Raw genomic sequence first — 24,608 nt, forward strand, 5'->3', positions numbered from 1 at the left:
TGCCCCTACGCTAGAGACCATGGCGGGAAAGGCTTCAGGGAAGCCCTCACGGAGGCAGGGATCGACCAGGGGAACCGGCGGCAAGGGCCGTGGTTCGCTTGAGGGCAGGGGCGCGACGCCCCCGGCCCACATGCGCCACTGGTACAAGGACAAGGCGCGCACCGAGCGGATCGAGCGCGAGGCCGCCGGTGTGGCCCGGCCCGCCCGCGCGCAGTCCAGGACACGCCGCGAGGACGGGCCGGAGGTCATCGGCGGCCGTAACCCGGTCGTCGAGGCGCTCCGCGCGGGCGTCCCCGCGAACGTCCTCTACGTCGCGCAGCGCATCGACAGCGACGACCGCGTCCGCGAGGCCATCAAGATCGCCGCTGATCGTGGCATCGCCCTGCTGGAGGTCTCGCGCGACAAGCTCGACAGGCTGACCGACGGCGGCGTCCACCAGGGGATCGGGCTGCAGATCCCGGCGTACGAGTACGCCCACCCGTCCGAGCTCGTGGAGCGGGCACAGGACGCGGCCGAGGTGCCGCTGATCGTCGCCCTGGACGGCGTCACCGACCCCCGCAACCTCGGGGCCATCGCCAGGTCGGCCACCGCGTTCGGTGCGCACGGCCTGCTCGTCCCGTCCCGTCGTTCGGCGGGCGTCACGGCCGGAGCGTGGAAGACGTCGGCGGGCACGTTGGCCAACCTGCCCGTCGCCCGTGCCGCCAACCTCACCCAGACGCTCCAGGCGTACCGCGAGAGCGGGCTGTTCGTGATCGGCCTCGACGGCGGCGCCTCCATCGACGTCGGCGATGTCGAGCTGGCGGCCGAGCCGCTGGTCGTGGTCGTCGGTTCCGAGGGCAAGGGGCTGTCCCGCCTGGTCCGCGAGTCCTGTGACCAGGTCGTTCGCATTCCCATGAACGCGGCGGCCGAGTCGCTCAACGCGGGCGTCGCAGCCGGCATCGCCCTCTATGAGGTCGCCCGTCACCGTCGCCGATGAATCCTCGGTGACGGTACGGCCTCCAGCCCACTAAACTCGTGGGCGTCACGCCGCCTTAGCTCAATCGGCAGAGCATCTGTCTTGTAAACAGAAGGTCTGGGGTTCGATTCCCCAAGGCGGCTCGGATGTGGAAGGCCCCTGACCGGGGATCACTTGGTCAGGGGCCTTGTCTTTGTCCGGACAAATCTGCGATCTTGCTAACACCCTTGCTAACAGGAGATGACCTTGGAAGAGCGCCCCGGCACGTTGACTGAGGATCCTGAAGCCGGAGCGGCCTACGTTTCCCTGCACGGCCGGATTCCCCCGCGGGCTCGTTAACGCCACTGGCCGTTCGGTTGCTGCCCCGACGCCGCGATGATGCTGCCTGGGCAGGCCCTCCCGGTGGAAGCTGCGCAGGGCCTGACGGCCGGACGGCGGCCATGTCGTGGCGCACTACAAAGCTGTCACCGGCATCGTGCCGATGGCCGCTGCCGCCGGCACGGCCTGGTCAGCTTGCGGCCTGCCCGCCGCAGAACGCCGCCTTGACGAGCCCGTCCAGCATCTTCGGATAAGTGGCGAGGTCGAATGCGGCGTCGCCGGCGGTCAGCGAGGCGGTCAGGGTCTTGCTGCCGTCGGGCGTGCTGTACATCAGCGCCGCGTAGCCCGCCGGGGGGCTGCCGTTGTGGTTGAGAACGGTGCCGCAGGTCGGGCCCAGGTCCTGTACGAACATCCCGAGGCCGTAGCGGCCGTAGAGGGGGGCGCTCTTCGGGTGCGGCTTGCGCATCTCGGCCAGCAGCTTGGCCGGCAGGAGCTTGCCGCCGTTCAGCGCGGAGAAGAACGTGTGGAGATCCTGGGTGGTCGAGATCATGTCACCGGCGCCTGCCAGCAGGGAGGGGTTCTGGCGGGAGACGTCGACCACCTTCCACTGGTCGGCGTCCTGGTAGCGCAAGTAGCCGTGGGAGTACGGCCTGGGCAGCTGCGTCCGGTTGCCCGGCACCACGGTGCCCTTCAGCCCGAGCGGCCTCACGATCCGCCGCTTCAGCTCCGCGTCGAACGAATGGCCGGTGACCTTCTCGATCAGCAGCCTGGCCAGCGTGTAGTTGGTGTTGGAGTAGCTCCAGTCCGTCCCCGGCGCGAACTTCGCCGGCTTGGACAACGCGAACTGCACCAGCTCCTCCGGCCGGTAGGAGTGGAACCGGTTGTCCAGCCACTCCTTGCCCGTCGCGGGGAGCCCCGGAACCCATGTCCCTTCGGGGTCGAGGTCGCCGGTGTAGTTGAACAATCCGCTGGTGTGCTGCAGCAGCATCCGCACCGTGATCCGACGGTCCAGCCCGAGCTTGGGCAGGTAGCTGGCCACCGGGGCGTCCAGCCCGATCTTGCCCTCGGCCACCAGCTGCAACACCACGGTCGCGTGGAAGGTCTTGGTGACGCTGCCCACCCAGAAATGCCCGTTCGTCGGCGGCTTTGCGTTCGCGCCCAGCTTGCGTACCCCGGCGCTGCCGGCCCACTCGCCCCGCTCATCGTTCACGCGCACCTGCACCCCGAGGAAACCGGCATCGGCGAACGCCTGGATGGCCTTCTGCAGCTCCGGGCGGTCCTGCCCGGCGGCGGCCTTCGACACGGCCACACGGCTGTCTGGGGCGGGCACATCCGCCGTGGCCACCGCAGGTGTGGCCGACCCGGCCAGCAGCCCGGCCGCCAGCGCTGTGACCGCCACCGGCCGGAAGATCTTGACGGTGTGGAGGGATCCACTCATCGCCATTCCCCATTTCGCGATAGTACGTGTTTTGTATGGCTCGAAAGCTATGTTGCATTCAGATTCACGTCAATCTACGGAGGGGTATTTGCCCAGGTGAATGGCGACAAATTGGTGCGATGGCGCTGCGCCTGAAAGCAACACCATGTTGCAATGAATGGAGGCTAAGGCAACACTGACGGCATGCCACGACGACGATTGACCCAGCAGGACCGCCAGCGCATCGCGGCCGGACTCACCGACGGACTCACCTACCGCGAGATCGCCCGGCGGCTCGACCGACCGACCTCGACGATCACACGGGAGATCGCACGCAACGGCGGCCCCGCCGACTACCGGCCCCAGCAGGCGCACCAAGCCACGATCCAGCGGGCACGGCGCGGCACACCGACACCCCCACACGCGTCCACGCCACCGGTCGCCACGATGGAACAGGAGATCATCGAGATGGCGGTCAGAGCGGGGATGCCCAGGACAGCCGCGCGCGTGCACCACGACCTGATGCTGTCCGAGGACGGCAGGCGCACCGCCGCCGAGCTGACCCGCAGGCTGAACGTCAGCCCAGCCTCCGTCTCCGTGGCCGTGAACTACCTGGTCCAGCAGGGGTACGCCCGGCGCGATCGCGACCCGCGCCGCCGCCGCGACATCTACGTCATCGACGGCGACGCCTGGTACCACTCCGTCGTGATCAGCAGGCAGCAGACCCTCGAGACGGTACGGGCCACGATGGCGGTGGCCGAGATCTACGGGCTCAACGGCCCCGTCGGGCAACGGCTGGCCAAGACAGCGGCGTTCCTGGAACGGGTCAGCCTGGACATCATCGAGTCCGCCGACCGCTGGCGCCACCTCCTGACGTGACAGGACTCAGCCACCTGAGGAGCCCGCCTGGCGCGTCATTCATCACCGGCCCCGCAAGGGCACACCGGCCGGCCCGCCTCGGCTACGACCGCGCTCGCGGCCTGCTCGACAAGCACGCCGGGCTCGACCTGCACTAGGGCGGGGACTGTACAAACAACGGTGTAACTCCTGATCAAGGAGACACCTATGACAAGTACCGTGATCCAGGAATCCGCAGAGATCGACCTGGAGGACGCCCCCGTGGCGCGGAAAGAACATGAGGCCCCTTGCGATCATCGCGAGGGACCTTTGCGATCTCTGTACGGAGTACAGCAATGTCATCAGCCGTCGAGGCTCTGGCTCAGCCGGTCGAGAGCCTTGCGTGTAGCGGGTGAGGGGATCTGCGTGTAGACGTTCATGGTCAGCGAGACCTGCGAGTGGCGGAGGATGCGCATCGCCACGCGCGAGTGAACGTCGAGCGCGGCCAGGAGCGAGGCGCAGGTGTGCCGAGTGCCGTGAACACGAAGTCGGGGGACGCCGGGCCACTGCCGCTTCGCGGTGGGTCGATGGCAGACGAGAGATCAGGACAGGGCAAGAGCGGGCGTGGCCGCAACGAAAGGGGTCACAACTCAAGCACCGTTGCGCTCAGCCCACTCCGCTTGGGTCGGTAGCCGCCCATGCATCAGCTTGTGAGCGATCTCCGTCCCCGACGCCGCATCCAGCGTCTCCGGCAGTTGGTCGAAGGAAGCAGGTAGGACATCCAACAGCGAGAAGACCTGTTGGCCGTCGCGGACTGTCAGTAGCAGCATGCAGCGCCAATGCGGCGAATACTCAGGTCGGTGCTCCAAACGATGGACAAGCGCCGGCCACAGGTAGTGAATCGCCGTACGGTCGGCATACTCAGACAGCCATGCGACGCCGTGCCTTCGGTTCAGCCCGCACTCCTCCGCTTCCGCGTCGAGTTCGAGGAGTTGAGCCGTGTCGACTGCCTTGACAGTTCGCGGGAGCTCTGGAGACATGGCCCAAGGGTCCCGCAGATTTGCTCGTGCTGAGGTGTGAAGGATCTCGTGCCACGAACATGCCAGTACGAGCGGTGAACAAGGGGGATCGGGGGAAGTCGCAGGAGAGCCATCCCGGCCCTGACCAGGGTCCTTGCAGGTTGGACGACCTCCGGCGCCCTTGCCTGCGGGCTCCTCGCTGCCTCCGGCTTCGGGGCCCCGGGCCCGGTATCGTCGCTCCCGTCGCCCGGCCTTGAGAGGGGATATCGGATGACGGCGCTGTCGGCCGCAGACGACGCCGGGAGCGTGCCCAGGCGCGATTCCGGTGAGATGGACCTTGAGCAGTTCCGGGTTGAGCTGGGCGGATACTGCTACCGGATGCTCGGCTCGGCGTTCGAGATGGAGGACGCCGTGCAGGAGACTCTGGTGCGCGCCTGGCGGAGCCTCGATCGGTTCGACGAGGCCCGAGGGCCGCTGCGGTCATGGCTCTACACCATCGCCACCAACATCTGCCTTGACATGCTGCGCAGCGCGCAGCGCCGCGCCCGCGCGATGGACCTCGGCCCGTCCGCGCAGGCCGGCCCCGACCTCGGTGTACCGCTGCCGCAGAACATGTGGCTCGAGCCGATACCGGACGGCCGCGTCCTCCCCGCAGGCGGCGATCCGGCGGAGCTGACGGCGCGGCGCGAGACGATCCGCCTGGCGTTCGTGGCCGCGCTCCAGCATCTGCCGCCTCGCCAGCGGGCGGTGCTGATCCTGCGTGACGTGCTGTCGTGGAAGGCGGACGAGGTCGCGCGGTTGCTGGGCAGCACAGTCGCGTCGGTCACCAGCGCGTTGCAGCGTGCCCGCGCGACTCTCAAAACCATCGAAATCGCTCCCGCTGAGCCGGTCCAGCCGACGGACCAGGCGCAACGGCGACTCCTCGCCCGCTACTGCGAGGCCTTCGAGCGCTACGACGTGGAGACCCTGGTGTCACTGCTGCACGAGGACGCCACCATGTCCATGCCGCCGTTCTCGTGGTGGCTGCGCGGTCGCGCCGAGATCCGCCGGGCGCTGCTCGCCGCCGGGCGGCCCTGTGAGGGCGCTCGCCTGGTGCCGACCGTGGCCAACGGCTCGCCGGCGTTCGGGCAGTACCGGCCCAGCGGGCCGGGCGGCCACCTCCAGCCGTTCGCGCTCATCGTCGTGGAGCTCTCCGGCGGACTGATCAACGAAACGACGACCTACCTCGACGCCGAGCGGCTGTTCCCGCTTTTCGACCTGCCCCCGCTCCCGCCGCCGTCTGCTGACTCTTTTTCGGATCGTTCAGGATGAGCGATGAGTTTCCGCGTGCCGCTTCGTACTACAGGCGAGGGCGCATTTCACGCTGACATGCGCCAGGAGCGGAAACGAAGGGACGAAGGCACGATGGCCGACTATGTGGACGTCAACGGCGTGAGCATGTGGTACGACGACCGTGGCGAGGGCGATTTCGTGGTGCTCCTGCACGGCGGCCTCACCGACAGCAGAGATTTCTCCGGGAACCTCGACGCACTGGCTGGGCGATTCCGACTCCTGCTCCCCGAACGCCGGGGCCACGGCCGCACCGCCGATGTGCCAGGACCGATCACGATTGAGGTGATGGCCCAGGACATCATCGCGTTCCTGGACAAGATCGTCGCAGCTGCGGTGCGACTGGTCGGCTACAGCGCCGGGGCGGCCGTGGCGCTGCGGGTCGCCGTGAGCCGCCCCGACCTGGTCGACAGGCTCGTCCTGGTCAGCGGCGGCTTCCATCCGGACGGCATGATCCTCCGGCCTACCGCCGACGATCAGCCGCCCGCTCCTCTGGTCGCGGCCTATGCCGAGGTGTCACCCGACGGTGCCGACCACTTCCCGGTGGTGCTCGCCAAGATCGCGCATTCGGCGGCCGAGGAACCGGGCATGGCACCGGCCGATCTGCGCGCCGTCACCTGCCCGGCGCTGGTCATGACCGCCGACGACGACATCGTGACCTTGGAACACACGCTGGAGCTGTACCGGGCTCTGCCGAACGCGGAGTTGGCCGTCGTGCCCAGGACCTCGCATCTCCTCCTGCACGAGAAGCCGGAGCTGTGCACCGGATTGGTGACCGACTTCCTGAGCTCCGAACCCGCACCTACCTGGATGCCGGTCAGCCGCGCCGGCTCGTATACCGCTTTCGGCCCTTTCAGTCATGAACAGGGGAACCTTCCTCCGGACCTGGCCAAGCCCGCCCGACGTGCCCTCGTCGCCGCCGGATTCACGCATCTGGGACAGCTCACCCTGGTCAGCGAGGCGGACCTCGGCCGCCTGCACGGCATGGGCCCCAAAGCGATGGATCAACTTCGCCGGGCTCTCACCGCGAACGGTCTTTCCTTCGCAGAGGAGAGGTGAACCGCGCCTGCGGAGATCGCACGGGTGGCTCTGGGGTTCGATTCCCCAGGCGGCGCGCAGCTCAAGGTCCCTTGGGTCTTGACCGGCTCCCCGTTGGCCGCGGGCTCCCCGCATCCGTTCGCGGCCCACTCTCCAGGGCACCGGGATCGCGGCATTCGGCGGAGCCGCCGCCGGCGTTCGCGTACGGGAGGCGCAGGCGGATTCTGGGTCGGCACCGCCGGTCGCCGGTCAGCCGGCCGGGGACGTGCTCCGGGTCACTCCTCCGGCATCCGGGCGCGCAGGGCCCGGATGAACCAGTCGAACACCGGCACCAGGCTTTCCGGGGCCGGCCAGCCGTTGATCACCGCGAGCAGTCGGAAGTACAGCTCCCTGCGAGGGTCGTTCGCGGTCTCCAACCGGGTCAACAGGCGACGTCGGAGGTCGACGTCGTCGGGGCAGTCGAAGACGTACGCGTATCGCGCCGTGACCGCCGCGACGACAGGGTCGGCCTGGGGCGAGGCCGGGTCGATACCGGCCGCCAGGGCCGGGCCGGCATGGTCGCGAACCATCGCGGTGGAGTCGCGGCGCAGGGTCGTCGTGTCGCCCTGGGCATGCTCGGCCGCATGGTGCTCAACCATGCGCCGCACGCTGGCACGGAAATCCGGGTCCTGGGACAGTTCGGCCAACTCCACCCACGCCTCGACCTGCTCGGCCTCGGGGTTGTCGGGCAGTTCGGGGGTCATCGAGCTCCTGATCCCCGCAAACCGGGCCGTGGCGTCCAGGCCGCCGAAGACGGTGTCGAGGAAATCGCCGATCAGACGTCGACGCTCGTCCTCGGAGAGTTTGGCCAGCTTGTGCATGAGTTCCATCTCCTCGGGGCTGGACCCGCGTTCGGCCACCGCTGTCAGCACCGCGCGCCGTAGGCGCAGCGTTCGGATCTGCACCGCCAGTGCTTCGGCGTGCGCCGCGGCGACCTCGGGAAGCGAGATCTCCCGGTCCACGACCTTCCGGATCGTGGACAGGTCCAGTCCCAGGTCGCGCAGCGTCCGTACGAGGTCCAGGCGTGCGACGGCGTCGATGCCGTAGCGGCGGTAGCCCGCGGGGCTGCGGTCTGTCGGCGGCACGATCCCGAGGTCGGAGTAGAACCGAATGGCCTTGACCGTCAGCCCTGTCCGCCGGGCCAGATCGCCGATCGAGTAGAGCGTGTCGCCGTCCATGCCCTCACCCTCGCGTCTCCCCTTACTGGAGACTCAAGCCCATTCGCCTGCCAGCAGCCAAACCACGCCTTATGCGCATAAGTCCGGATAATTCCTCGCCGGGCAGCCGGATGCGGGTACGGGCAGGCACCCGTTCCAGGCGCGTACGGAACAACTGATCACCGATGGACGAGATCGTTGGCGCCACCCATACTGAGGTCGGCCGAGGGCGACGGAGGCGTGCATGCGTGTTCGCGGGATGGTCGTTGCGTCAGTGCTGGCTATGACAGCGATCGCGGGTTGCGCCGAAGATGCCGGCCCGACCTGTGATGAGGCATTTCGCATCCTGGACGCGGCGGGAGCCGAGGCGAAGAACGCGGCGGCCCAGGCCACGGGGTCGGCGGCGGGCAAGCCCTTCGCGGAGGCGGCTACCAGACCGCGCGCTCTGGAGACCTCGAACGAGGAGATCAAACGCCGTCTCACGAAGGTGGCGGGAAGTCTGGACGAATTCGTCACGTCGCTCGACGAGGGCCAGGCCGGCGCGAAGCTCCGGGAGGCAGTGGTGAAGCTCGACGTGAACGCGCTGTCGGGCGTCTGCGCCAAGAATGGCTGGAAGTCCTCGACCGCTGGTTCCTGACCGGGCCGGTGCCCATGTCCGCGGCCACTCGGGGACGGCCGTTCGACGCTCGGTGAGAACTGTCGTATCCCTCTGCCACACTGGACAGCATTGTGATCATATCTCCGCCTCGTCCAGACACCGTCGCCACCGTCCTGCCCACCGCGGACGGTGACGTTCTCGTCATCCCCTACGTCCTGCCCTTCCGGGTTCCCGCGGAGGCGCTCACCATGACCGTCGCCGAATGGCTCGGACTCGACACGTCCTGATCAGTGCCGGGCCCGGCGAGATCTCGGGCGTCCATGCGAGCGAGCCGGGTCTCGCCCGCGGACGGAACCACCTGCCGTGCGCCTGAACCGACAGCGCCGAGCGGATGAGGTTCGCCGGCGAAGGTCACGTCCATGGACGTGACCCCGGCGAACCGTTGGGCAGGGCGCCTGTGCCGTGTGCGCGTCGGCGGCTACTTCAGCGAGACCTTCACGCCGCCCGAGAACACGGAGTCGTGCAGCTCGATCGCGACCGGTTCCGTGCCCTTCGGCACGTCGAACAGGACGACGCCGCGTACGGAATTGCCCGGGTTGACCTGCTCGTAGAGGCTCTTGGACTCGCCGAGGTAGAGCGCCGCCTCGGAGTCGGCGGAGTACTCCTTACCGGAGGCGTCGAGGAGTTTCTGCGCGTCTCCGGCGAACGACTGGGCTTCGTCGCCGATGTTCTTCACCGTCACGTTGACCAGGACGAACTCACCCTGTGCCGACTTGCCGAGGACGTCGTCACCGACCTTCGAGGCGGTGTCGAGCTTGGTGACCTTGAACGAGAACTTGCCATCCTCGACCACGTCACCGATGCCGGCGGCGCGCGCCTCCCGGGACGTCTTCGGGCCGGTGGCGGTCGATGGGGTGTCGTCGCTTCCGCGGGTGGCGATCGCGAGGCAACCTCCGACAAGCAGGACCGGCACAGCCACCACAGCGGCGGCCCAGATCAGGCAGCCGCGCTTCTTCCGCGCCCTGCGCGGGACATAGGAGCGTGGAGGATGCGTCCGTCCATGGCCGGGCTCGGGCTGGGGCGGGGGGCCGTATGGCTGTGACATAGGGGGATCGCCTTCGACGCACGGGTGTTGGTGTGGTGTTGACGTGTGCCCTGACGTGCTGGTTTGCGCGCTATGCGCGAATGGTTGGCACTCCATGCGGGGTCATGGGGGCGATACGCCAGGGGCGACAGAAGACCGCGCTCGGGACCTGATGGACTGGGGCAACCCGAACGGGCCGCGGTTCCGGCTCGTGGGGCTCTACCCCGTCGGAGGATGGAGTCGCGATGCCGGAAGTGCCTACCTGGGCATCGTGGGCGGCGGTGGGCTGCTCGAATGGTGCGGCCCCAGGTACCTGACCGGTGATCGGATCGACGATTACGTCCACTCGTCGGCGGGCCGTCTGGAATGACGATTGGTACGTCGTCTGCGAGGACTTCTGACCCGTGGAGCGGGAGGCCGCCGTACGGGATGGGTGTGAATGGTCAAGAGCTGCTCATTGGCCTGCTACGGATCGGGTGGTCGTCACATAATGTTTCGCGATGGAGACGGTGAGTGAGTGCCCGGTCGACGTCAGCATCCTGGTGCCGACGCACAACTGCCGCGCGTACCTCGACCGGTGCCTCGTCTCCTTGCTGATCCAGCGGGTGAGCAAGGAGATCATCGTCGTCGACGACGGCTCCACCGACGACACCCGATCGCTCCTGGACCTGTACGCCGCCCACCATCCGAACGTGATCAAGGTGGTCTACCAGGACCACTCGGGCACTCCCGGCAGTCCGCGCAACCGCGCCCTCGCGCTCGCCCGGGGGCGGTACGTCTTCTTCTGCGACGCGGACGACTATCTGGGCGCGGACGCGCTGAACCGGATGCTCACGACGGCCGACCACAACGGGGCGGACATCGTCCTCGGCAAGATCATCGGACACGGTCGCAGGGCGCCGGAGTCGATGTTCCGGGAGAACGCCGACCGGGTCACCCTGCTGGAGAGCACGGTCTACAACAGCCTGGTCTGCTTCAAGCTCTTCCGGCGTGACCTGCTCGACCGGCACGGCATCCGGTTCGACGAGACGCTGCGCGTGGGTGAGGACATGGTCTTCACGGCCCACGCCTACTGCCACGCCGGGGTGATCTCGGTCGTCTCCGACTACGACTGCTACCACCTGATCTCGCGGCCGGACGGCAGCAGCGTCATGCAGGAGCTGGGGAGCCGCGACCCGCTCGCCTGGCTGCGGATGGCCCGCGTCCCCATCGGGCTCATGGTCCGGCACGTCCCGCCCGGCCCCCTTCGTGATCACCTGCTGCTGCGGCACTTCAGGCTCGACGTGTTCGACCAGCTCGGAGCCCCGTTCCTGGCCGCGGACGAGGCCGATCGCGAGAAGATCGCCATCGAGGCGGCCGACATCTGCGCCGAATGGCTCACCGAGGGCGTGATCGCGCGGCTGGGTGCCGCCGACAGGATGCGCGTCGAGTCCCTGCACGACCTCGACCGGCTCGTACGGCTGGCCCGCGTCGAGACGGCCGCGCTCCGCCATCGCCTGACCACCCTGGAGTGGGACGACGACCGCCTGGTGATCGGCGGGCACGTCTCCCTGGACGGGTTCGAGGGGGACGCCTGCCTCCTGCTGAGGGAGCGCACCACCCGGCGCGAGAGGCGCGTCCCGATCACGAGGGTGGCCGACCTGTTCAGCGTGTCGATCCGGGTGACCTCGCTCCCGACCGGGATGTGGGACGTCTACGCCGCCGTCGACTGCGAGGGTGTCCGCAGGCTCGCCCGGCTCGGCGGCGAGCGGATGCCCGGCCTGGACCGCCCGGAGCCGCGGTTCACCTCCGGTGTCGTCGCCCTGCCCTACCTCACCCGGCAGTACGGCAACCTCAGCGTGGACATCGGCGGCCATCTGGCCCGGGTCCCCGCGTCCGTACGGCTGGCGGGAGCGAGGTGGCTGCGCGACCGGTTGCGTGTCGAGGGCGTCGTCGAGGTGGCGGGCGAGCCCGCCGGCGTGGCCGTACGCCACCTGGTCTGGCGGGAGCGGCGGTCCGGTCGGGAATGGCGCACGGCGGCAAGGGCGGTGGGGCCCGGCACGTTCGTGGCCGAGACGCGATGGCCCGCCCCCGGCACCTGGGACGCCTATCTCGAACTGGACGTGGGTGGCCCGCCCGTCCGATTCCCCGTCAAAATCGGTGATCTGCGGCATCTGCCGCCGCCGCTGGCGTGGTGGAGCGGCCTGGCCCGGTGGGGTGCCCGGCCGTACGCCACTGCCGTCAACCGTAGGCTCAGCACGGCCGTACGTGTCGTGACACCGTTCACCGTCCTCCGCAGGCTCCTCCGCCGCCGCTAATGCGAACTGTTTGCAACTGCTAGGCCATGTCCTAAAGTTGTCGCAGACGCGCATTTCGGAGGCTTGCCGTGCATGTACCCGATGGGTTCTTCAACGCTCCCGTTTCACTCGCGGCAGGGGTCTTCGCCGCCGCGGGCGTGGCCGTATGCCTCAAAGGCGCGCGGAACGAGCTGAACGACCGCACCGCCCCGATGGCGGGGCTCGTCGCGGCGTTCATCTTCGCCGTCCAGATGCTCAACTTCCCCGTCGCCGCGGGGACCAGCGGCCACCTGCTCGGAGGGGCGCTGGCCGCGATACTCGTCGGGCCGTACACGGCGGTCCTATGTGTGGCGGTGGTCCTGCTGGTGCAGGGCTTCTTCTTCGCCGACGGCGGGCTGACCGCGCTGGGGATCAACATCACCCTGATGGCCGTCGTGACGTCGGTGGTCGGGTGGGCCGTCTTCCGGTTGATCACGCGGAGCGCCCCGCGTAGTCGTACCGCCGTGGTGGTCGGCTCGTTCGTCGCGGCGGCGGTGTCCGTGCCGGTGTCGGCGCTGGCCTTCACCGCGCTGTTCTGGATCGGCGGCACCGCGCCCATCGACCTGGCGGCGGTGGCGGCGGCGATGGGCGGCGTGCACGTCCTGATCGGCCTGGGCGAGGGCCTGATCACCGCGCTGACCGTCAGCAGCGTCCTCGCCGTGCGGCCGGACCTCGTGTACGGCGCCGCCGGCCTGGCCCGGCGCCTGGTCCTGCGGACCGCCGACGGCGAGGTCCCGGTCGAGGAGCCGGCTCCGGCGCCGAAGGCCGGCATCCGGCCCGTCCTGCTCGGCGGCGGCCTCATCGCCGTGCTGCTCGCCGGTGTCGTGTCCTTCTACGCCTCGGGCTCGCCCGACGGCCTGGAGCGGGTGGCGGCCGACAAGGGCTTCAACGCGGGCGAGAAGGCCAGCAGCGTCGGACACTGGCCGCTCGCCGACTACGGTGTCAAGGGCGTGGAGAACGAGCGGCTGTCTCTCGGCGTCGCGGGCGTCGCCGGGGTCGGGCTGACCGTCCTGGCCGGAGGCGCGGTCTTCTACACGGTGCGGCGACGCAACCGGGACAGGGCCGCCGCGTGAGCGGGACCGCGTCACCCGCGACCGCGTTCCGCGCGATCGTGTCACCCGCGACCGGCTTCGGCGTGACCGCCGTCGCGTGGTCGTCGCGGCCGGACCGGCCGTGAGCGCGGGCCATCACCACCAGCTCTACCGCCCCGGCGACACGGTGGTGCACCGGTTGCCGCCGCAGTGCAAGCTGCTGGCGGCGGCCGGGTTCGCCGTGGCCGTGGTCGCCACGCCGAGGGAGAGCTTCTGGGCCTTCGGCGTGTACGCGCTCCTGCTGGCGGCCGTCGCGGCGGCGGGGCGGGTGCCGCCGGGCTTCGTACTGCGCCGCATGGTGATCGAGGTGCCGTTCGTGCTGTTCGCGGTCGCCATCCCGATCATCGGGCTGGGCGAGCGGGTCGAGGTCCTCGGCATGTCGCTCAGCGAGCAGGGCCTGTGGGCGGCGTGGAACATCCTGGCCAAGGCCACCCTCGGAGTGATCGCGTCGATCCTCCTCGCGGCCACCACCGAGCCGCGGATGATGCTGCTCGGCGCGCAGCGGCTGCGGCTGCCCCAGCTCCTGGTGCAGATCGCCATGTTCATGCTGCGCTACATGGACGTGATCATGGACGAGATGCGCCGCATGCGGGTCGCCCGCGAGTCGCGCGGGTTCGTGGCCAGGGACGTGCGGCAGGTCCCCGTGCTGGCCAAATCGGCCGGCGCGCTGTTCATCCGCTCCTACGAGCGGGGCGAGCGGGTGCACCTCGCGATGCTGAGCCGCGGGTATACCGGAGAGATGCCGATTATCCGTGACCTGTCGGCATCGCTTCGGCAATGGGGCACCGCGGGACTGCTCCCCGGTCTCGCCGCCGTGACGGCCGTACTCTCCTGGAGCCTTTCTTGACATCTCACCCCATTCCCTCGCTCGAGGTCAGCGGCCTGGCCTACGCGTACCCGGACGGCACCCAGGCGCTGTTCGGGGTGGACCTCTCGATCGGGAGGGGAGAGCGGGTGGCCCTGCTCGGGCCCAACGGTGCGGGCAAGACGACCCTGGTCATGCACCTCAACGGCATCCTGACCGCCGGGCACGGCTCGGTTCACGTGGCCGGGCTCGCCGTGCGCGCGGACACGATGAAGGAGATCCGCCGCCGGGTGGGGCTGGTCTTCCAGGATCCGGACGACCAGCTCTTCATGCCGACCGTCCGCGAGGACGTCGCCTTCGGCCCGGCCAACCTGGGGATGCGCGGCGCGGAGCTCGACCGGCGGGTGCGCGACGCGCTCGAACGGGTCGGCATGCTCGACGCGATCGACCGGCCGCCGCACCACCTCTCGTTCGGCCAGCGCAGGCGGGTGGCGGTCGCCACCGTGCTCGCGATGGAGCCGGAGATCCTGGTGCTGGACGAGCCGTCGTCCAACCTCGATCCGGCCGCGCGCCGCGAACTCGCCGAGATCCTGAAAAATCTTGATGTGACGGTGCTGATGGTCACGCATGACCTTCCGTACGCGCTGGAGCTGTGCGAGCGGTCGCTCATCCTGTCCGGCGGCGTGATCGCCGCCGACGGTCCCACACCGGCGCTGCTGTCCGATCGGGATCTGCTCGCCGCCCACCGGCTCGAATTGCCGTACGGCTTCGCGGTTCCAGCCGTTTAGATCGGGTTCGTGAACTTCACCGTCGGTGATGTCGAAGTAAAGTGGCCTCGCTGAGGAGGTCCATCATGAAGCTGCGGCTCGCGCGTCGATCGCTCTCCGGCGCCGTCGTCGTGGCGGTGACCGGAGAGCTTGACCTGTTCACCGCGCCGATACTGCGCGATGAGGTACGCGACGCGATCATGCAGGACGGCCCGACCCTCGTCCTGGACCTCGCGGCCCTGTCCTTCATGGACTCCAGCGGGCTGAGCGTGCTGATCGAGGCGTGGCGGCTCGCCACGAGCGAGGGCGGGGGCGTCTGCCTCGCCGCGCCGCAGCCGCCGGTGGCCCGCATTTTGCGCACGACCGGGCTCGATCGCCGTATGAAGGTCTATCCGGATGTGGACACCGCGATTTTGACCCACCCTGAGTAGAACTTCATTCGGTTGTCGCGTTAAGGTCCGGCTATGGATCTCAACGGAGCAGCAGCAATCATCTCGGGCGGTGCCAGCGGCCTCGGTGAGGCGACGGCACGCGAGCTGGCAGCCGTCGGCGCGACCGTGGTCATCGCCGACCTCAACACGGAGCGGGGCAAGGCGATCGCCGACGAGCTCGGCGGCGTCTTCGTGCAGACGGACGTGTCCGACGAGGCGTCGGTGCAGGCGGCGGTCGACGCCGCGGTCGCCACTGGAAAGCCGCTGCGCGCCGTGATCAACAGTGCCGGCATCGGCTGGGCGTCCCGCACCGTCGGCCGCGACGGCGCCCCGCACGACCTCGCGTCCTACCGCAAGGTCATCGACATCAACCTGATCGGCACCTTCAACCTCATGCGCATCGGCGCGGCGGCCATGGCCAAGACGGAGCCGGCGGACGCCGACGGCGCACGCGGCGTGGTCATCAACACCTCCTCGGTCGCGGGCATCGAGGGCCAGACCGGCCAGGTGGCCTACTCCGCGTCCAAGGGCGGCATCATCGGCATGACCCTCCCGGCCGCCCGCGACCTCGCCGCGATCGGCGTCCGCGTGCTCACGATCTGCCCCGGGATCATCGACACGCCGATCTACGGCAAGATCGGCGACAAGAACGCCGAGGAGTTCAAGGCCAAGCTGGCCGCGCCCGTGCCGTTCCCCAAGCGCCTGGGCCGGGCCTCGGAGTTCGCCCACCTCGTGCGCAGCCTCGTCGAGAACGACTACATGAACGGCGAAGTCATCCGCTTCGACGGCGGCATCCGCTTCCAGCCCAAGTAACCGAGGTGAGGTCACGTGTCTGACGAGGTTCTCGTAGAGGTCGACGGCGCGGTCGCCGTCGTCACGATCAACCGCCCCAAGGCCAGGAACGCGATCAACGGCCCGGTGGCCCGTGGTATCGCCGCCGCGATGGACGAACTGGACGAGCGCACGGACATCTCGGCGATCGTGCTCACCGGGGCGGGCGGCACGTTCTGCGCGGGCATGGACCTGAAGGGCTTCCTCACCGGGGACATGCCGGTCGTCGCGGGCCGCGGCTTCGGCGGGCTCACCGAGAACCCCCCGAAGAAGCCCCTGATCGCGGCCGTCGAAGGCTACGCCCTGGCCGGTGGGTTCGAGCTGGTGCTCTCGTGTGACGTCGTCGTTGCGTCCGAGGAGTCCAAGTTCGGGCTGCCCGAGCCCAAGCGCGGCCTCGTCGCCGCTGCCGGTGGGATCATGCGGCTGCCCCGGCGCATCCCGTACCACGTCGCCATGGAGATCGCCCTGACCGGTGATCACTACCCGGCGGCCAGGCTGTACGAGCTGGGCCTGGTCAACCGGGTCACCCCGGCGGGCGAGGCGCTCGCCGGCGCGCTGGAGCTCGCCCGTACGATCGCGGCCAACGCCCCTCTCGCGCTCGCCGCGACGAAGAGGGTCGTCGTCGAGTCGGCCGACTGGTCGAGCGGCGAGATGTTCGCGAAGCAGGGCGAGATCGTCAACCCGGTCTTCGGCTCGGCGGACGCCATGGAGGGCGCCGCCGCGTTCGCGGAGAAGCGCTCGCCCAACTGGACGGGCGCCTGACCTGCTCTCCCCGCCCCTCGCGGTGATCGCCGGGGGCGGGGAGCATCCCGCGCCGGACGCGCGGACCGTTCCCCCTATCCCGCCCGTTCCGGCCGTCCCGGCCGCGGACACGATCCGCATACGCGGCCGGGACTGCGTACCGTGAAGAGATGAACGACTCCGGCGCACCGGTTCCCCCTACCGGCCGGTCGACCCGCGATCGCGTGGTCGGCCTCCTGAGCGGCGCTCTCGGCAGCGCGATCGTCATGACCGTCCTCGTCTCCGCCATGTGGGCGGTCGAGGTCGTGGACTACATCGAGGATGGCGCCCTCGACCGGTACGGCATCCTCGCGCACGATCCCGACGGCCTGCCCGGCATCCTGTTCGCCCCGTTCCTGCACGACGGGTTCGGCCACCTGATGGCCAACTCGGTGCCCCTGCTCATCCTGGGCTTCATCGCCGCGATCCGCGGCATCGGCAGGTTCCTGGGGGCGAGCCTCATCATCATCCTGGTCAGCGGCGCCGGGGTCTGGCTGACCAGCCCGCCGGGCACGCTGACGGTCGGCGCCAGCGGCCTCGTCTTCGGCTACTTCGGGTACGTGGTCGCGCGGGGGTTGTTCGACCGGCGCGCCCTGGACATCCTCCTCGGGGTCGTCGTCGCCGGGCTGTACTACTCGATCCTGTGGGGAGCCCTGCCCGGCGAGTCCGGGATCTCCTGGCAGGGCCACCTGTTCGGCCTCATCGGCGGCGTCGTCGCGGCCTGGCTGCTCCGCCGCCGTGCCGTACGGGAAGGCGCCTGACCGCGCCGCCCTTCCCGTACTGAGGGCGGCGCGGCCCGGACACCGGGTCGGTGAGGCGGGATCAGACGGGGATCGCGCGGAGACGGCACGGACCGGCCCGAGCAGGTACGGCAGGAGCAGGTACGGCACGAATGCCGGGCCGTCGCGCGCGGTTCGACCCTGAGCGCCTGACAGCCCCCAGGAGCCCCTGGCGTTCGCGTACTCACCCAAAGGGATGGGGGGAAGGTGCGGAGCCCGTTGCGTCGTTTCTGGCTCGCGTGCACGGTGTTCGGCCGGGCGTTCAGACGGGCGCGGCGTTCAGGCGTGGAACTGGGCGTGGCTCAGTCGTGCGCGCGGTCGCCGGCGGACGAGTTGAGCATGCGGTCGATGAGGGCCAGCCCGATCGCGGACACGATGAACACCAGGTGGATCAGCGTCTGCCACAACATGGTGTCGGTGCTCATGTCGCGGGCCCTGATGAACGTCTGCAGCAGGTGTATGGACGAGATGCCGATGATCGCGGTGGCGAGCTTGACCTTGAGCACGTTCGCGTTGACGTGGGACAGCCACTCGGGCTCGTCGGGGTGCCCGTCGAGGTTGATCCTTGACACGAAGGTCTCGTAGCCGCCCACGATCACCATGATGAGCAGGTTGGAGATCATCACGACGTCGATGAGCCCGAGGACGCTGAGCATCACGGACTGCTCGACGTTCATGCCGCTGGCGGAGAAGTCACCGGTGACCAGGTGCCACAGCTCGACCATGAACTGCCAGACGTAGACCCCCTGGGCCACGATCAGCCCGAGATAGAGGGGCACCTGCAGCCACCTGCTGGCGAACATCACATAGCCCAGGCTGCGCTGCCGTGCCCGCAGATCCCCCGAGGTCGAACTCACCGTTGCTCCTGTCAGAAGTCGTCCGTCGCGGGAGAAACTTTACGGAGGGCGGGCGACTTCTTTGGCACGCGGGTTCGGCCGTCCGCGACGCGGGTTCGACCGCCCGAGGGGGTGCGCGGACGCGACCGGGCCGGTACGCATGCGCGTACCGGCCCGGTGGCGGCGTCCGATCAGTGCCGGATCAGCCTCGGAATCAGAGGCGCTCGACCACGTAGTCGACGCAGCCGGTCAGCGCCTCGATGTCGGCCGGGTCGATGGCCGGGAACATCGCGATGCGCAGCTGGTTGCGGCCGAGCTTGCGGTAGGGCTCGGTGTCCACGATGCCGTTCGCGCGCAGCGCCTTGGCCACGGCCGCGGCGTCGACCGAGTCGTCGAAGTCGATCGTGCCGACGACGTTGGACCGCTGGGCGGGGTCCGCCACGAACGGCGTGGTGTAGGAGGTCTTCTCCGCCCAGTTGTAGAGCCGGGAGGCCGAGTCGGCCGTACGCGCCGTGGTCCAGGCCAGGCCGCCCTGGGAGTTCATCCACTCGATCTGCTCGGCCAGCAGGAACAGGGTGGCGAGGGCCGGGGTGTTGTACGTCTGGTTCTTCGTGGAGTTGTCGATCGCGACCGGCAGGCTGAAGAACTCGGGGACGTAGCGCCCGGAGGCGGTGATCTCCTCGACCCGGGCCAGGGCCGCGGGCGAGAACAGGCCGATCCACAGGCCGCCGTCGGAGGCGAAGCTCTTCTGCGGCGCGAAGTAGTAGACGTCGAACTCCTCGGCGGAGACGGGCAGGCCGCCGGCGCCGCTCGTCGCGTCGACCAGGACCAGCGACTCGTCGTTCGCCACTCGCTTGATCGGCATGGCCACGCCGGTCGAGGTCTCGTTGTGGGTGAGCGCGTAGACGTCCACGTCCTCCTCGGCGATGGCCACGGGGTGGCTGCCCACCTCGGACTTGATCACCGTCGGGTCGCCCAGCCAGGGCGCCTTCGTGACGACCGACGCGAACTTGGACGAGAACTCGCCGAACTGCAGGTGCTGCGACTTCTCGCGCACCAGGCCGAAGGCGGCGATGTCCCAGAACGCGGTGGTGCCGCCGTTGCCGAGGACGACCTCGTACCCCTCAGGAAGGGAGAACAGCTCGGACAGGCCCGCGCGCACCCGGCCGACCATGTCCTTGACCGGCTTCTGGCGGTGGGACGTGCCCATGATGCTCGCGCCGGCTCCGGCGAGAGCCGAGAGCTGCTCGGGGCGTACCTTCGAGGGCCCGCAGCCGAAACGGCCGTCGGCGGGCTTGATGTCAGCGGGAATCACGATGTCAGCCACGTATCCAGCGTAGTGAGCCGCGGCGATGGTCTAGACCCAGGTCCGGAATGTGAGACATCATGGTGTGCCAAAACCATTGATCATGCACTGAGCCGAATCAGCGTTTCCGTCCGGGAGACAACCGCGTGGCCGATCCGCATGGCGCCATCGAGGAGCTCGTTCGCAGGCCGTGGTTCTGGCGGGCAGATCAGCCCCTCCCCATCGTCTTCGTCGCCGGGCGGGACGGCGTCGCCTTCGAGGTCGCCGGACGGCTCGCCGCGCCGTTCCAGGACGTTCTCCCGCACGCGTCCGTGGAGTCCGGCGAGTACGGCACGATTCGCGAGCTCGTCTCGGGCCTGGCCGGGGAACAGGGGCAGCTCGGGAAGCCGGTGGCCGGATCCTTCCTACCCCCGCCGCGGTTCCCGCTCGTCCAGTTCGTCCTGTGGGCCAGGCGCCAGCGCGACGAGCGCCCCTCGGACGACGACGACAGCGGCGGCGCACGGGACGCGGGTGGCGGGACCGGCAGACGGTGGCCGCCCGATCCGCACTCGCGCAGGGGCCAGGACGAGTTCAAGGAGCGGGTCAAGGGCTGGCGCAGGGGCCGGTACGGCGGCGACCGGGGACGCAGGACCTCCGCGGACTTCATCGGCCGGGCTGCCACCACCTGGGTTCCCCTGGGAACGCTCGCGGTGTGGCTGGCCGGAGGCACGTCCGATCTGGTGGGCCTGATCCCGTGGGCGCTGGGCATCCTCGTGGCCCTGGCCGGAACGGCGCTCCAGGCGGTGCTGTCGATCAGGGGATCGTTCTTCAACGGCTGGTTCAGGCGGCAGCCGTACCTGACGAGACGACGTTTCGAACGCCTCCCGAGGTACGCCCTCCGGCTGGCGAACGCGACCGACGATGAGATCGATCATCTGCTGGTCCACGCCCTCTGCCAGGACCTCCGGCAGGCGTACCAGAAGTGGATCATCCCCTGGCCGAGCTGGGGCCGTGGGCTGTACGGCATGGTGGTCCTGGAGGCGCGGAGCTCCGGCGAGGCCACCGAGAGGTTCCTGCGGATCCTGGAGGAGACCACCGAGGAGACCGGGCTGCTGGCCCCGATCCTGGTCCTGGCCGCGGTCCCCGACGAGCTGAAGGACGAGCGGCGACGGACCGTCTCCGCCGATCTCGCCCGGCTCCCGGCCCTGGTCGACGGCTGGCGCAGGACGGTGCGGCGGCGGGTGCCCCGCCTGCGACTGGTGGTCGAGGCGGGCGGTCCGCTCCCGGACGCCGATCACCGGCCTCGGCTGCTGGGGAGCAGGTTGCGGGCGATCGGCTACTGGTCGGTGGTCGCGCTGCTGCTCGTCGGCCCCGCCGCCTGGGCCGTGGAGAACCAGCGGGACCAGCAGGCGCACTGCGGCGGCCTGGCCTGGGCCGAGCGGATCGACGGCGAGTGCGTGGGCGTCGTCAACGCCGAAGGGGCCGCGCCCGGGGACCTGTTCGACGGCGAGGTCACGAAGCTGATCGCGAAGATCGACAAGAACAACGCCTCCGCGGGGGACTCCGGTTCCTACGTCAGCGTGGTCCTCTTCGGCGAGTACTCCATCAGGGACACCGGGTCGGAGGACAGCAGGCGGGCGGGCGCGCTCGCGGAACTGACGGCCGTCGAGGAGTACCAGCGCACGGTCTCCAGCACTCCGCGGCTCCAGGTGCTGATCGCGAACTCCGGCGACAACCTCCGCCAGGGCCGGCGCGGCGCCGAGCTGATCAAGGACATGGCCGCCCGTGATCCCCACGTGGTGGGGGTGGTCGGTTTCCCCCGGAGCGTGGCGGGCGTCGAGCAGGCCATCCAGGTGCTGCACGAGGCGAAGATCCCCATGGTCGGGACCACCGGGACCGCGGACCGGCTCGGCTACATCAGGGACGGCTCGATCAACGGTGACACGGGCTACCCGTCCCCGTACTACTTCCACCTGGGCCCGACGAACTTCCGCGAGGCCACCCTCGCCGCGCGGTTCGCCCGCCGTACGCTCCTGAGCGGCGTTACGTCGCCGTCGGCCGTGGTCGTCCAGGACGGTTCGCCCGGTGACCAGTACACCAACAACCTGGCCGAGGACCTCGTCACCGCCCTCGGGACGGAGAAGGTCGGAGTCCGCGCCCGCATCTACTACAGCGTGGACGGAGGAGGCATCTCCAAGGCGGCTCTGGACGCCTGCCGCCGCCGTCCCGACGTCTACCTCTACGCGGGGCGGGCCCCGGAGTTCCTCGACTTCCTGCGGGCTCTGGAGGGCAAGGCGTGCGGGACGGACACGGTGCGGGTCATCGCGAGCGACGACGTCATCAAGGTCGTCGCCGACCACGGCGACCAGATCACGAGCCTTCGGCGGGTCGAGGTCTACCACGCGACGCTGGCCGGCCGGGAACTGTGGCGCCAGAGCGGCGCCACGCCCACCGCGTTCGTGTACGGGCTGCTGAAGGGCGGCCATCCGAAGGCGTCCGACGACAACCTGATCATCACGTACGACGCCGTCAGCGTGGTCTATCAGGCGGCGAACCGGGCCTACCGTGCCGGAGGGCTGCCCAGCAAGGGAGACATCCTCTACGAGCTCGTCCTCACCTCGCGGGTGGCCGCGTGGAACGGGTCGAGCGGCGTGATCGACTTCGTCGACACCGAGAGGCACGACCCGGCGAACAAGGTCGTCGCCATCATGAAGGTGACCGACTCCGGGCAGGGACACTCGGTGCCGATGGTCCGGTGCGGGCTGCTCGACATGGACGAGCGGCCCGTCGCGAACCCGCTCTGCGCGAACCTCCCCGACGCGCCCCCGAGCGAGCAGACCGGCCGTCCCTGAGTACGGCGCCCGCGGGAACGGCGGGAGGGGCCGGGAACAGGGGGAAGGGCCGGGAAAGCGAAACGGCCCGCACCTGACGTGCGGGCCGATTCAGGGGATGGCCGACGACTGCCGGCGACGTACGGTCAGACCTTGCCGACGACCTCGGCCGCGCCGGGGACGTCGTTGATCGAACGCTGGGCCGGGCCCACATAGTTGGCGCTGGGGCGGACCAGCCTGCCCGTGCGCTTCTGCTCGAGGATGTGCGCGGCCCATCCGGCGGTGCGCGCGCAGGTGAACATCGAGGTGAACATGTGGGCGGGGACCTGGGCGAAGTCGAGGATGACCGCGGCCCAGTACTCCACGTTGGTGGCGAGCACCCGGTCGGGCTTGCGGGCGTGCAGCTCCTCCAGGGCGGCCGTCTCCAGCGCGGCGGCGACCTCGTAGCGCGGCGCGTCCAGCTCCTTGGCCGTACGGCGCAGCACCCGGGCGCGGGGGTCCTCCGCACGGTAGACGCGGTGGCCGAAGCCCATCAGCCGCTGGCCCTTGTCCAGCTCGGCCTGGACGTACTTCTTGGCGTCGCCGACCTGCTCGACGCCCTCGATCATGTGCAGCACGCGGGCGGGGGCGCCACCGTGCAGCGGGCCGGACATGGCGCCGACCGCGCCCGACAGGGCGGCGGCGACGTCAGCGCCGGTGGAGGCGATGACGCGCGCGGTGAACGTGGAGGCGTTCATCCCGTGCTCGGCGGCGGAGGTCCAGTACGCGTCGATGGCCTTGACGTGCTTGGGATCGGGCTCACCGCGCCAGCGGATCATGAACCGCTCGACGATGCTCTCGGCCTCGTCGACGCGCTTCTGGGGAACCATCGGCAGCCCGAGGCCGCGGGCGGACTGGGCCACGAACGACAGCGCGGTCACCGAGGCGCGGGCGAGGTCGTCGCGCGCCTGGTCGTCGTCGATGTCGAGCAGCGGGCGGAAGCCGTAGGCAGGAGCGAGCATCGCCAGCGCGCTCTGTACGTCGACACGGATGTCGCCGGAATGGACAGGAACGGGGTACGGCTCCGCCGGAGGGAGTCCGGGCTGGAACGTGTTGTCGACGAGCAGGCCCCAGACATGTCCGTACGACACGCGGCCCACGAGTTCTTCGATGTCGACGCCCCGGTAGCGAAGGGCGCCCCCTTCTTTGTCCGGTTCCGCGATCTCGGTCTCGAAAGCCACCACACCTTCGAGTCCGGGTTTGAAGTCGGACACTTCGGCCGCCTCCCTCTCTTGAAGTCAAAAGCCTTGATGTCGAGATACCGGCGGGTCAATTTAACCCGCAGGGTTCCAGTGGGTTCCCGCCGGTCCCTACGAAACGCCGTTGTCCCTGGTAGGGGGCAATGTGGGCGTCCTCCGTCAAGCGCGCAACAATACCGTTCCGTGGACACCGCTTCCCATCTGCCCGGTCTCCGGCACAGCTACGAGGGTGAGCCCCTGCTCGAATCCGGCCTCGCCGACGACCCCGTGACCCAGTTCGCGGTGTGGTTCGGCGACGCGCTGGAAGCCGGGCTGCCCGAACCCAACGCCATGATCGTCGCGACCAGCTCGGCCGGCGGCCGCCCGTCCGCGCGTACGGTCCTCCTCAAGGGCTTCGACGAGCGCGGCTTCGTCTTCTTCACCAACTACGAGTCGCGCAAGGGCCGGGACCTCGGCGAGAACCCGCGGGCCTGCCTGCTCTTCCCGTGGCATCCCATCCGCCGCCAAGTCCGCGTCGAGGGCCGGGTCGTACGGGTGTCCCGCGAGGACTCCACCGCCTACTTCCGGTCCCGTCCGTACGGCTCCCGCATCGCGGCGTGGGCCTCGCGCCAGTCCGCGGTGGTGAGGTCACGGGACGAATTGGACGAGAGGTTCGCCGCGCTGGCCGACCGCTGGCCGGAGGACCCGCCGACCCCCGACTTCTGGGGCGGGTTCCGGGTGATCCCCACGGAGATGGAGTTCTGGCAGGGGCAGACGGACCGGATGCACGACCGGCTGCGCTACCGGCGGGCCGGTGACTCGTGGCTCCTGGAGCGACTGGCGCCCTGA

24 protein-coding genes and 1 tRNA gene are annotated in these 24,608 nt (G+C 69.5%); 18 read left to right on the forward strand and 7 right to left on the reverse strand.

Features of this window, described 5'->3' with window-relative positions:
• Window positions 1–19 precede the first annotated feature (19 nt).
• Window positions 20–976 (forward strand): 23S rRNA (guanosine(2251)-2'-O)-methyltransferase RlmB, encoded by a 957-nt coding sequence (gene rlmB, locus AB0I59_RS00345; RefSeq protein ID WP_061253159.1) that lies wholly within the window; start codon window positions 20–22, stop codon window positions 974–976.
• 49 nt (window positions 977–1,025) lie between these two features.
• Window positions 1,026–1,098 (forward strand) — tRNA-Thr (locus tag AB0I59_RS00350).
• A 365-nt stretch (window positions 1,099–1,463) separates the two neighbouring features.
• Here AB0I59_RS00350 and AB0I59_RS00355 read toward each other — a convergent pair.
• Window positions 1,464–2,711, reverse strand: a complete 1,248-nt coding sequence (locus AB0I59_RS00355; protein WP_358128543.1) for a serine hydrolase domain-containing protein — start codon at window positions 2,709–2,711, stop codon at window positions 1,464–1,466.
• 183 nt (window positions 2,712–2,894) lie between these two features.
• On the opposite strand from AB0I59_RS00355, the gene AB0I59_RS00360 reads away from it, so the two are divergent.
• Window positions 2,895–3,569, forward strand: a complete 675-nt coding sequence (locus AB0I59_RS00360; protein WP_063818607.1) for a GbsR/MarR family transcriptional regulator — start codon at window positions 2,895–2,897, stop codon at window positions 3,567–3,569.
• Window positions 3,566–3,706: a hypothetical protein gene (locus AB0I59_RS00365; protein ID WP_358128546.1), complete on the forward strand. Its 141-nt coding sequence runs from the start codon at window positions 3,566–3,568 to the stop codon at window positions 3,704–3,706. Before AB0I59_RS00360 ends, AB0I59_RS00365 begins: the two co-directional genes overlap by 4 nt.
• Window positions 3,707–4,177: 471 nt before the next feature.
• Here AB0I59_RS00365 and AB0I59_RS00370 read toward each other — a convergent pair whose 3' ends face one another.
• A complete protein-coding gene (locus AB0I59_RS00370; RefSeq protein ID WP_061253161.1) occupies window positions 4,178–4,567 on the reverse strand; it encodes a hypothetical protein in 390 nt (129 codons plus the stop codon).
• A gap of 249 nt (window positions 4,568–4,816) precedes the next feature.
• Here AB0I59_RS00370 and AB0I59_RS00375 point away from each other — a divergent pair, with 249 nt between their 5' ends.
• The gene (locus tag AB0I59_RS00375; protein ID WP_358128549.1) at window positions 4,817–5,857 is read left to right on the forward strand and encodes a sigma-70 family RNA polymerase sigma factor; all 1,041 of its coding nucleotides are present in this window, start codon (window positions 4,817–4,819) and stop codon (window positions 5,855–5,857) included.
• Between the two features lie 93 nt (window positions 5,858–5,950).
• Window positions 5,951–6,934 (forward strand): alpha/beta fold hydrolase, encoded by a 984-nt coding sequence (locus AB0I59_RS00380; protein ID WP_358128552.1) that lies wholly within the window; start codon window positions 5,951–5,953, stop codon window positions 6,932–6,934.
• Between the two features lie 254 nt (window positions 6,935–7,188).
• Here the strand turns inward: AB0I59_RS00380 and AB0I59_RS00385 are convergent, their stop codons facing one another.
• Window positions 7,189–8,130 (reverse strand): MerR family transcriptional regulator, encoded by a 942-nt coding sequence (locus AB0I59_RS00385; protein ID WP_061253163.1) that lies wholly within the window; start codon window positions 8,128–8,130, stop codon window positions 7,189–7,191.
• A 262-nt stretch (window positions 8,131–8,392) separates the two neighbouring features.
• On the opposite strand from AB0I59_RS00385, the gene AB0I59_RS00390 reads away from it, so the two are divergent.
• Both AB0I59_RS00390 and AB0I59_RS00395 read left to right on the forward strand, forming a co-directional pair.
• Window positions 8,393–8,746: a hypothetical protein gene (locus AB0I59_RS00390; RefSeq protein WP_061253164.1), complete on the forward strand. Its 354-nt coding sequence runs from the start codon at window positions 8,393–8,395 to the stop codon at window positions 8,744–8,746.
• Window positions 8,747–8,838: 92 nt separating this feature from the next.
• Window positions 8,839–8,994, forward strand: a complete 156-nt coding sequence (locus tag AB0I59_RS00395; protein WP_358128556.1) for a hypothetical protein — start codon at window positions 8,839–8,841, stop codon at window positions 8,992–8,994.
• Between the two features lie 191 nt (window positions 8,995–9,185).
• On the opposite strand, the gene AB0I59_RS00400 is transcribed toward AB0I59_RS00395, so the two are convergent.
• Window positions 9,186–9,908, reverse strand: a complete 723-nt coding sequence (locus tag AB0I59_RS00400) for a DUF4352 domain-containing protein (protein WP_435830900.1) — start codon at window positions 9,906–9,908, stop codon at window positions 9,186–9,188.
• A gap of 383 nt (window positions 9,909–10,291) precedes the next feature.
• Here AB0I59_RS00400 and AB0I59_RS00405 point away from each other — a divergent pair, with 383 nt between their 5' ends.
• From AB0I59_RS00405 to AB0I59_RS00440, 8 genes are all read left to right on the forward strand, one after another.
• Window positions 10,292–12,088: a glycosyltransferase family 2 protein gene (locus tag AB0I59_RS00405; protein WP_061253167.1), complete on the forward strand. Its 1,797-nt coding sequence runs from the start codon at window positions 10,292–10,294 to the stop codon at window positions 12,086–12,088.
• Window positions 12,089–12,156: 68 nt separating this feature from the next.
• Complete coding sequence (locus AB0I59_RS00410; RefSeq protein ID WP_358128561.1) at window positions 12,157–13,179, forward strand: energy-coupling factor ABC transporter permease; 1,023 nt, start codon at window positions 12,157–12,159, stop codon at window positions 13,177–13,179.
• A 100-nt stretch (window positions 13,180–13,279) separates the two neighbouring features.
• Window positions 13,280–14,044, forward strand: coding sequence for a cobalt ECF transporter T component CbiQ (gene cbiQ / locus AB0I59_RS00415; RefSeq protein WP_358128564.1), 765 nt, complete (start codon window positions 13,280–13,282; stop codon window positions 14,042–14,044).
• Window positions 14,041–14,790 carry an energy-coupling factor ABC transporter ATP-binding protein gene (locus tag AB0I59_RS00420; protein ID WP_358128567.1) on the forward strand — a complete coding sequence of 250 codons (750 nt, stop codon included), beginning with the start codon at window positions 14,041–14,043 and terminating at the stop codon, window positions 14,788–14,790. Before cbiQ ends, AB0I59_RS00420 begins: the two co-directional genes overlap by 4 nt.
• Before the next feature lie 65 nt (window positions 14,791–14,855).
• Window positions 14,856–15,200 carry an STAS domain-containing protein gene (locus AB0I59_RS00425; RefSeq protein WP_061253169.1) on the forward strand — a complete coding sequence of 115 codons (345 nt, stop codon included), beginning with the start codon at window positions 14,856–14,858 and terminating at the stop codon, window positions 15,198–15,200.
• Window positions 15,201–15,233: 33 nt separating this feature from the next.
• On the forward strand, window positions 15,234–16,013 hold the full coding sequence (locus tag AB0I59_RS00430) for an SDR family NAD(P)-dependent oxidoreductase (protein ID WP_061253170.1): 780 nt from the start codon (window positions 15,234–15,236) through the stop codon (window positions 16,011–16,013).
• Window positions 16,014–16,028: 15 nt separating this feature from the next.
• Complete coding sequence (locus tag AB0I59_RS00435) at window positions 16,029–16,793, forward strand: crotonase/enoyl-CoA hydratase family protein (RefSeq protein ID WP_061253171.1); 765 nt, start codon at window positions 16,029–16,031, stop codon at window positions 16,791–16,793.
• 149 nt (window positions 16,794–16,942) lie between these two features.
• Window positions 16,943–17,572 carry a rhomboid family intramembrane serine protease gene (locus tag AB0I59_RS00440; protein ID WP_061253172.1) on the forward strand — a complete coding sequence of 210 codons (630 nt, stop codon included), beginning with the start codon at window positions 16,943–16,945 and terminating at the stop codon, window positions 17,570–17,572.
• A 320-nt stretch (window positions 17,573–17,892) separates the two neighbouring features.
• Here the strand turns inward: AB0I59_RS00440 and AB0I59_RS00445 are convergent, their stop codons facing one another.
• Both AB0I59_RS00445 and serC read right to left on the reverse strand, forming a co-directional pair.
• On the reverse strand, window positions 17,893–18,447 hold the full coding sequence (locus AB0I59_RS00445; RefSeq protein ID WP_061253173.1) for a TIGR00645 family protein: 555 nt from the start codon (window positions 18,445–18,447) through the stop codon (window positions 17,893–17,895).
• Window positions 18,448–18,640: 193 nt separating this feature from the next.
• Window positions 18,641–19,753: a phosphoserine transaminase gene (gene serC / locus AB0I59_RS00450; protein ID WP_358128572.1), complete on the reverse strand. Its 1,113-nt coding sequence runs from the start codon at window positions 19,751–19,753 to the stop codon at window positions 18,641–18,643.
• Between the two features lie 125 nt (window positions 19,754–19,878).
• Here serC and AB0I59_RS00455 point away from each other — a divergent pair, with 125 nt between their 5' ends.
• Window positions 19,879–22,563 (forward strand): ABC transporter substrate-binding protein, encoded by a 2,685-nt coding sequence (locus tag AB0I59_RS00455; protein WP_358128575.1) that lies wholly within the window; start codon window positions 19,879–19,881, stop codon window positions 22,561–22,563.
• Window positions 22,564–22,688: 125 nt separating this feature from the next.
• On the opposite strand, the gene AB0I59_RS00460 is transcribed toward AB0I59_RS00455, so the two are convergent.
• Window positions 22,689–23,795, reverse strand: coding sequence for a citrate synthase 2 (locus AB0I59_RS00460; RefSeq protein ID WP_061253176.1), 1,107 nt, complete (start codon window positions 23,793–23,795; stop codon window positions 22,689–22,691).
• 168 nt (window positions 23,796–23,963) lie between these two features.
• On the opposite strand from AB0I59_RS00460, the gene pdxH reads away from it, so the two are divergent.
• Entirely contained in the window at window positions 23,964–24,608 is a 645-nt protein-coding gene (pdxH, locus tag AB0I59_RS00465; protein ID WP_358128578.1) for a pyridoxamine 5'-phosphate oxidase, read from the forward strand.

Source organism: Microtetraspora glauca (genome assembly GCF_040656155.1).
GTDB classification, from domain to species: domain Bacteria; phylum Actinomycetota; class Actinomycetes; order Streptosporangiales; family Streptosporangiaceae; genus Microtetraspora; species Microtetraspora glauca.

Excerpts from the sequence above, each read along its gene's own strand:
- rlmB (WP_061253159.1), top strand. The coding sequence starts at position 20 with ATGGCGGGAAAGGCTTCAGGGAAGCCCTCACGGAGGCAGGGATCGACC.
- AB0I59_RS00355 (WP_358128543.1), bottom strand. The coding sequence starts at position 2,711 with ATGAGTGGATCCCTCCACACCGTCAAGATCTTCCGGCCGGTGGCGGTC.
- AB0I59_RS00360 (WP_063818607.1), top strand. The coding sequence starts at position 2,895 with ATGCCACGACGACGATTGACCCAGCAGGACCGCCAGCGCATCGCGGCC.
- AB0I59_RS00370 (WP_061253161.1), bottom strand. The coding sequence starts at position 4,567 with ATGTCTCCAGAGCTCCCGCGAACTGTCAAGGCAGTCGACACGGCTCAA.
- AB0I59_RS00375 (WP_358128549.1), top strand. The coding sequence starts at position 4,817 with ATGACGGCGCTGTCGGCCGCAGACGACGCCGGGAGCGTGCCCAGGCGC.
- AB0I59_RS00380 (WP_358128552.1), top strand. The coding sequence starts at position 5,951 with ATGGCCGACTATGTGGACGTCAACGGCGTGAGCATGTGGTACGACGAC.
- AB0I59_RS00385 (WP_061253163.1), bottom strand. The coding sequence starts at position 8,130 with ATGGACGGCGACACGCTCTACTCGATCGGCGATCTGGCCCGGCGGACA.
- AB0I59_RS00390 (WP_061253164.1), top strand. The coding sequence starts at position 8,393 with ATGACAGCGATCGCGGGTTGCGCCGAAGATGCCGGCCCGACCTGTGAT.
- AB0I59_RS00400 (WP_435830900.1), bottom strand. The coding sequence starts at position 9,908 with ATGGAGTGCCAACCATTCGCGCATAGCGCGCAAACCAGCACGTCAGGG.
- AB0I59_RS00405 (WP_061253167.1), top strand. The coding sequence starts at position 10,292 with ATGGAGACGGTGAGTGAGTGCCCGGTCGACGTCAGCATCCTGGTGCCG.
- AB0I59_RS00425 (WP_061253169.1), top strand. The coding sequence starts at position 14,856 with ATGAAGCTGCGGCTCGCGCGTCGATCGCTCTCCGGCGCCGTCGTCGTG.
- AB0I59_RS00430 (WP_061253170.1), top strand. The coding sequence starts at position 15,234 with ATGGATCTCAACGGAGCAGCAGCAATCATCTCGGGCGGTGCCAGCGGC.
- AB0I59_RS00440 (WP_061253172.1), top strand. The coding sequence starts at position 16,943 with ATGAACGACTCCGGCGCACCGGTTCCCCCTACCGGCCGGTCGACCCGC.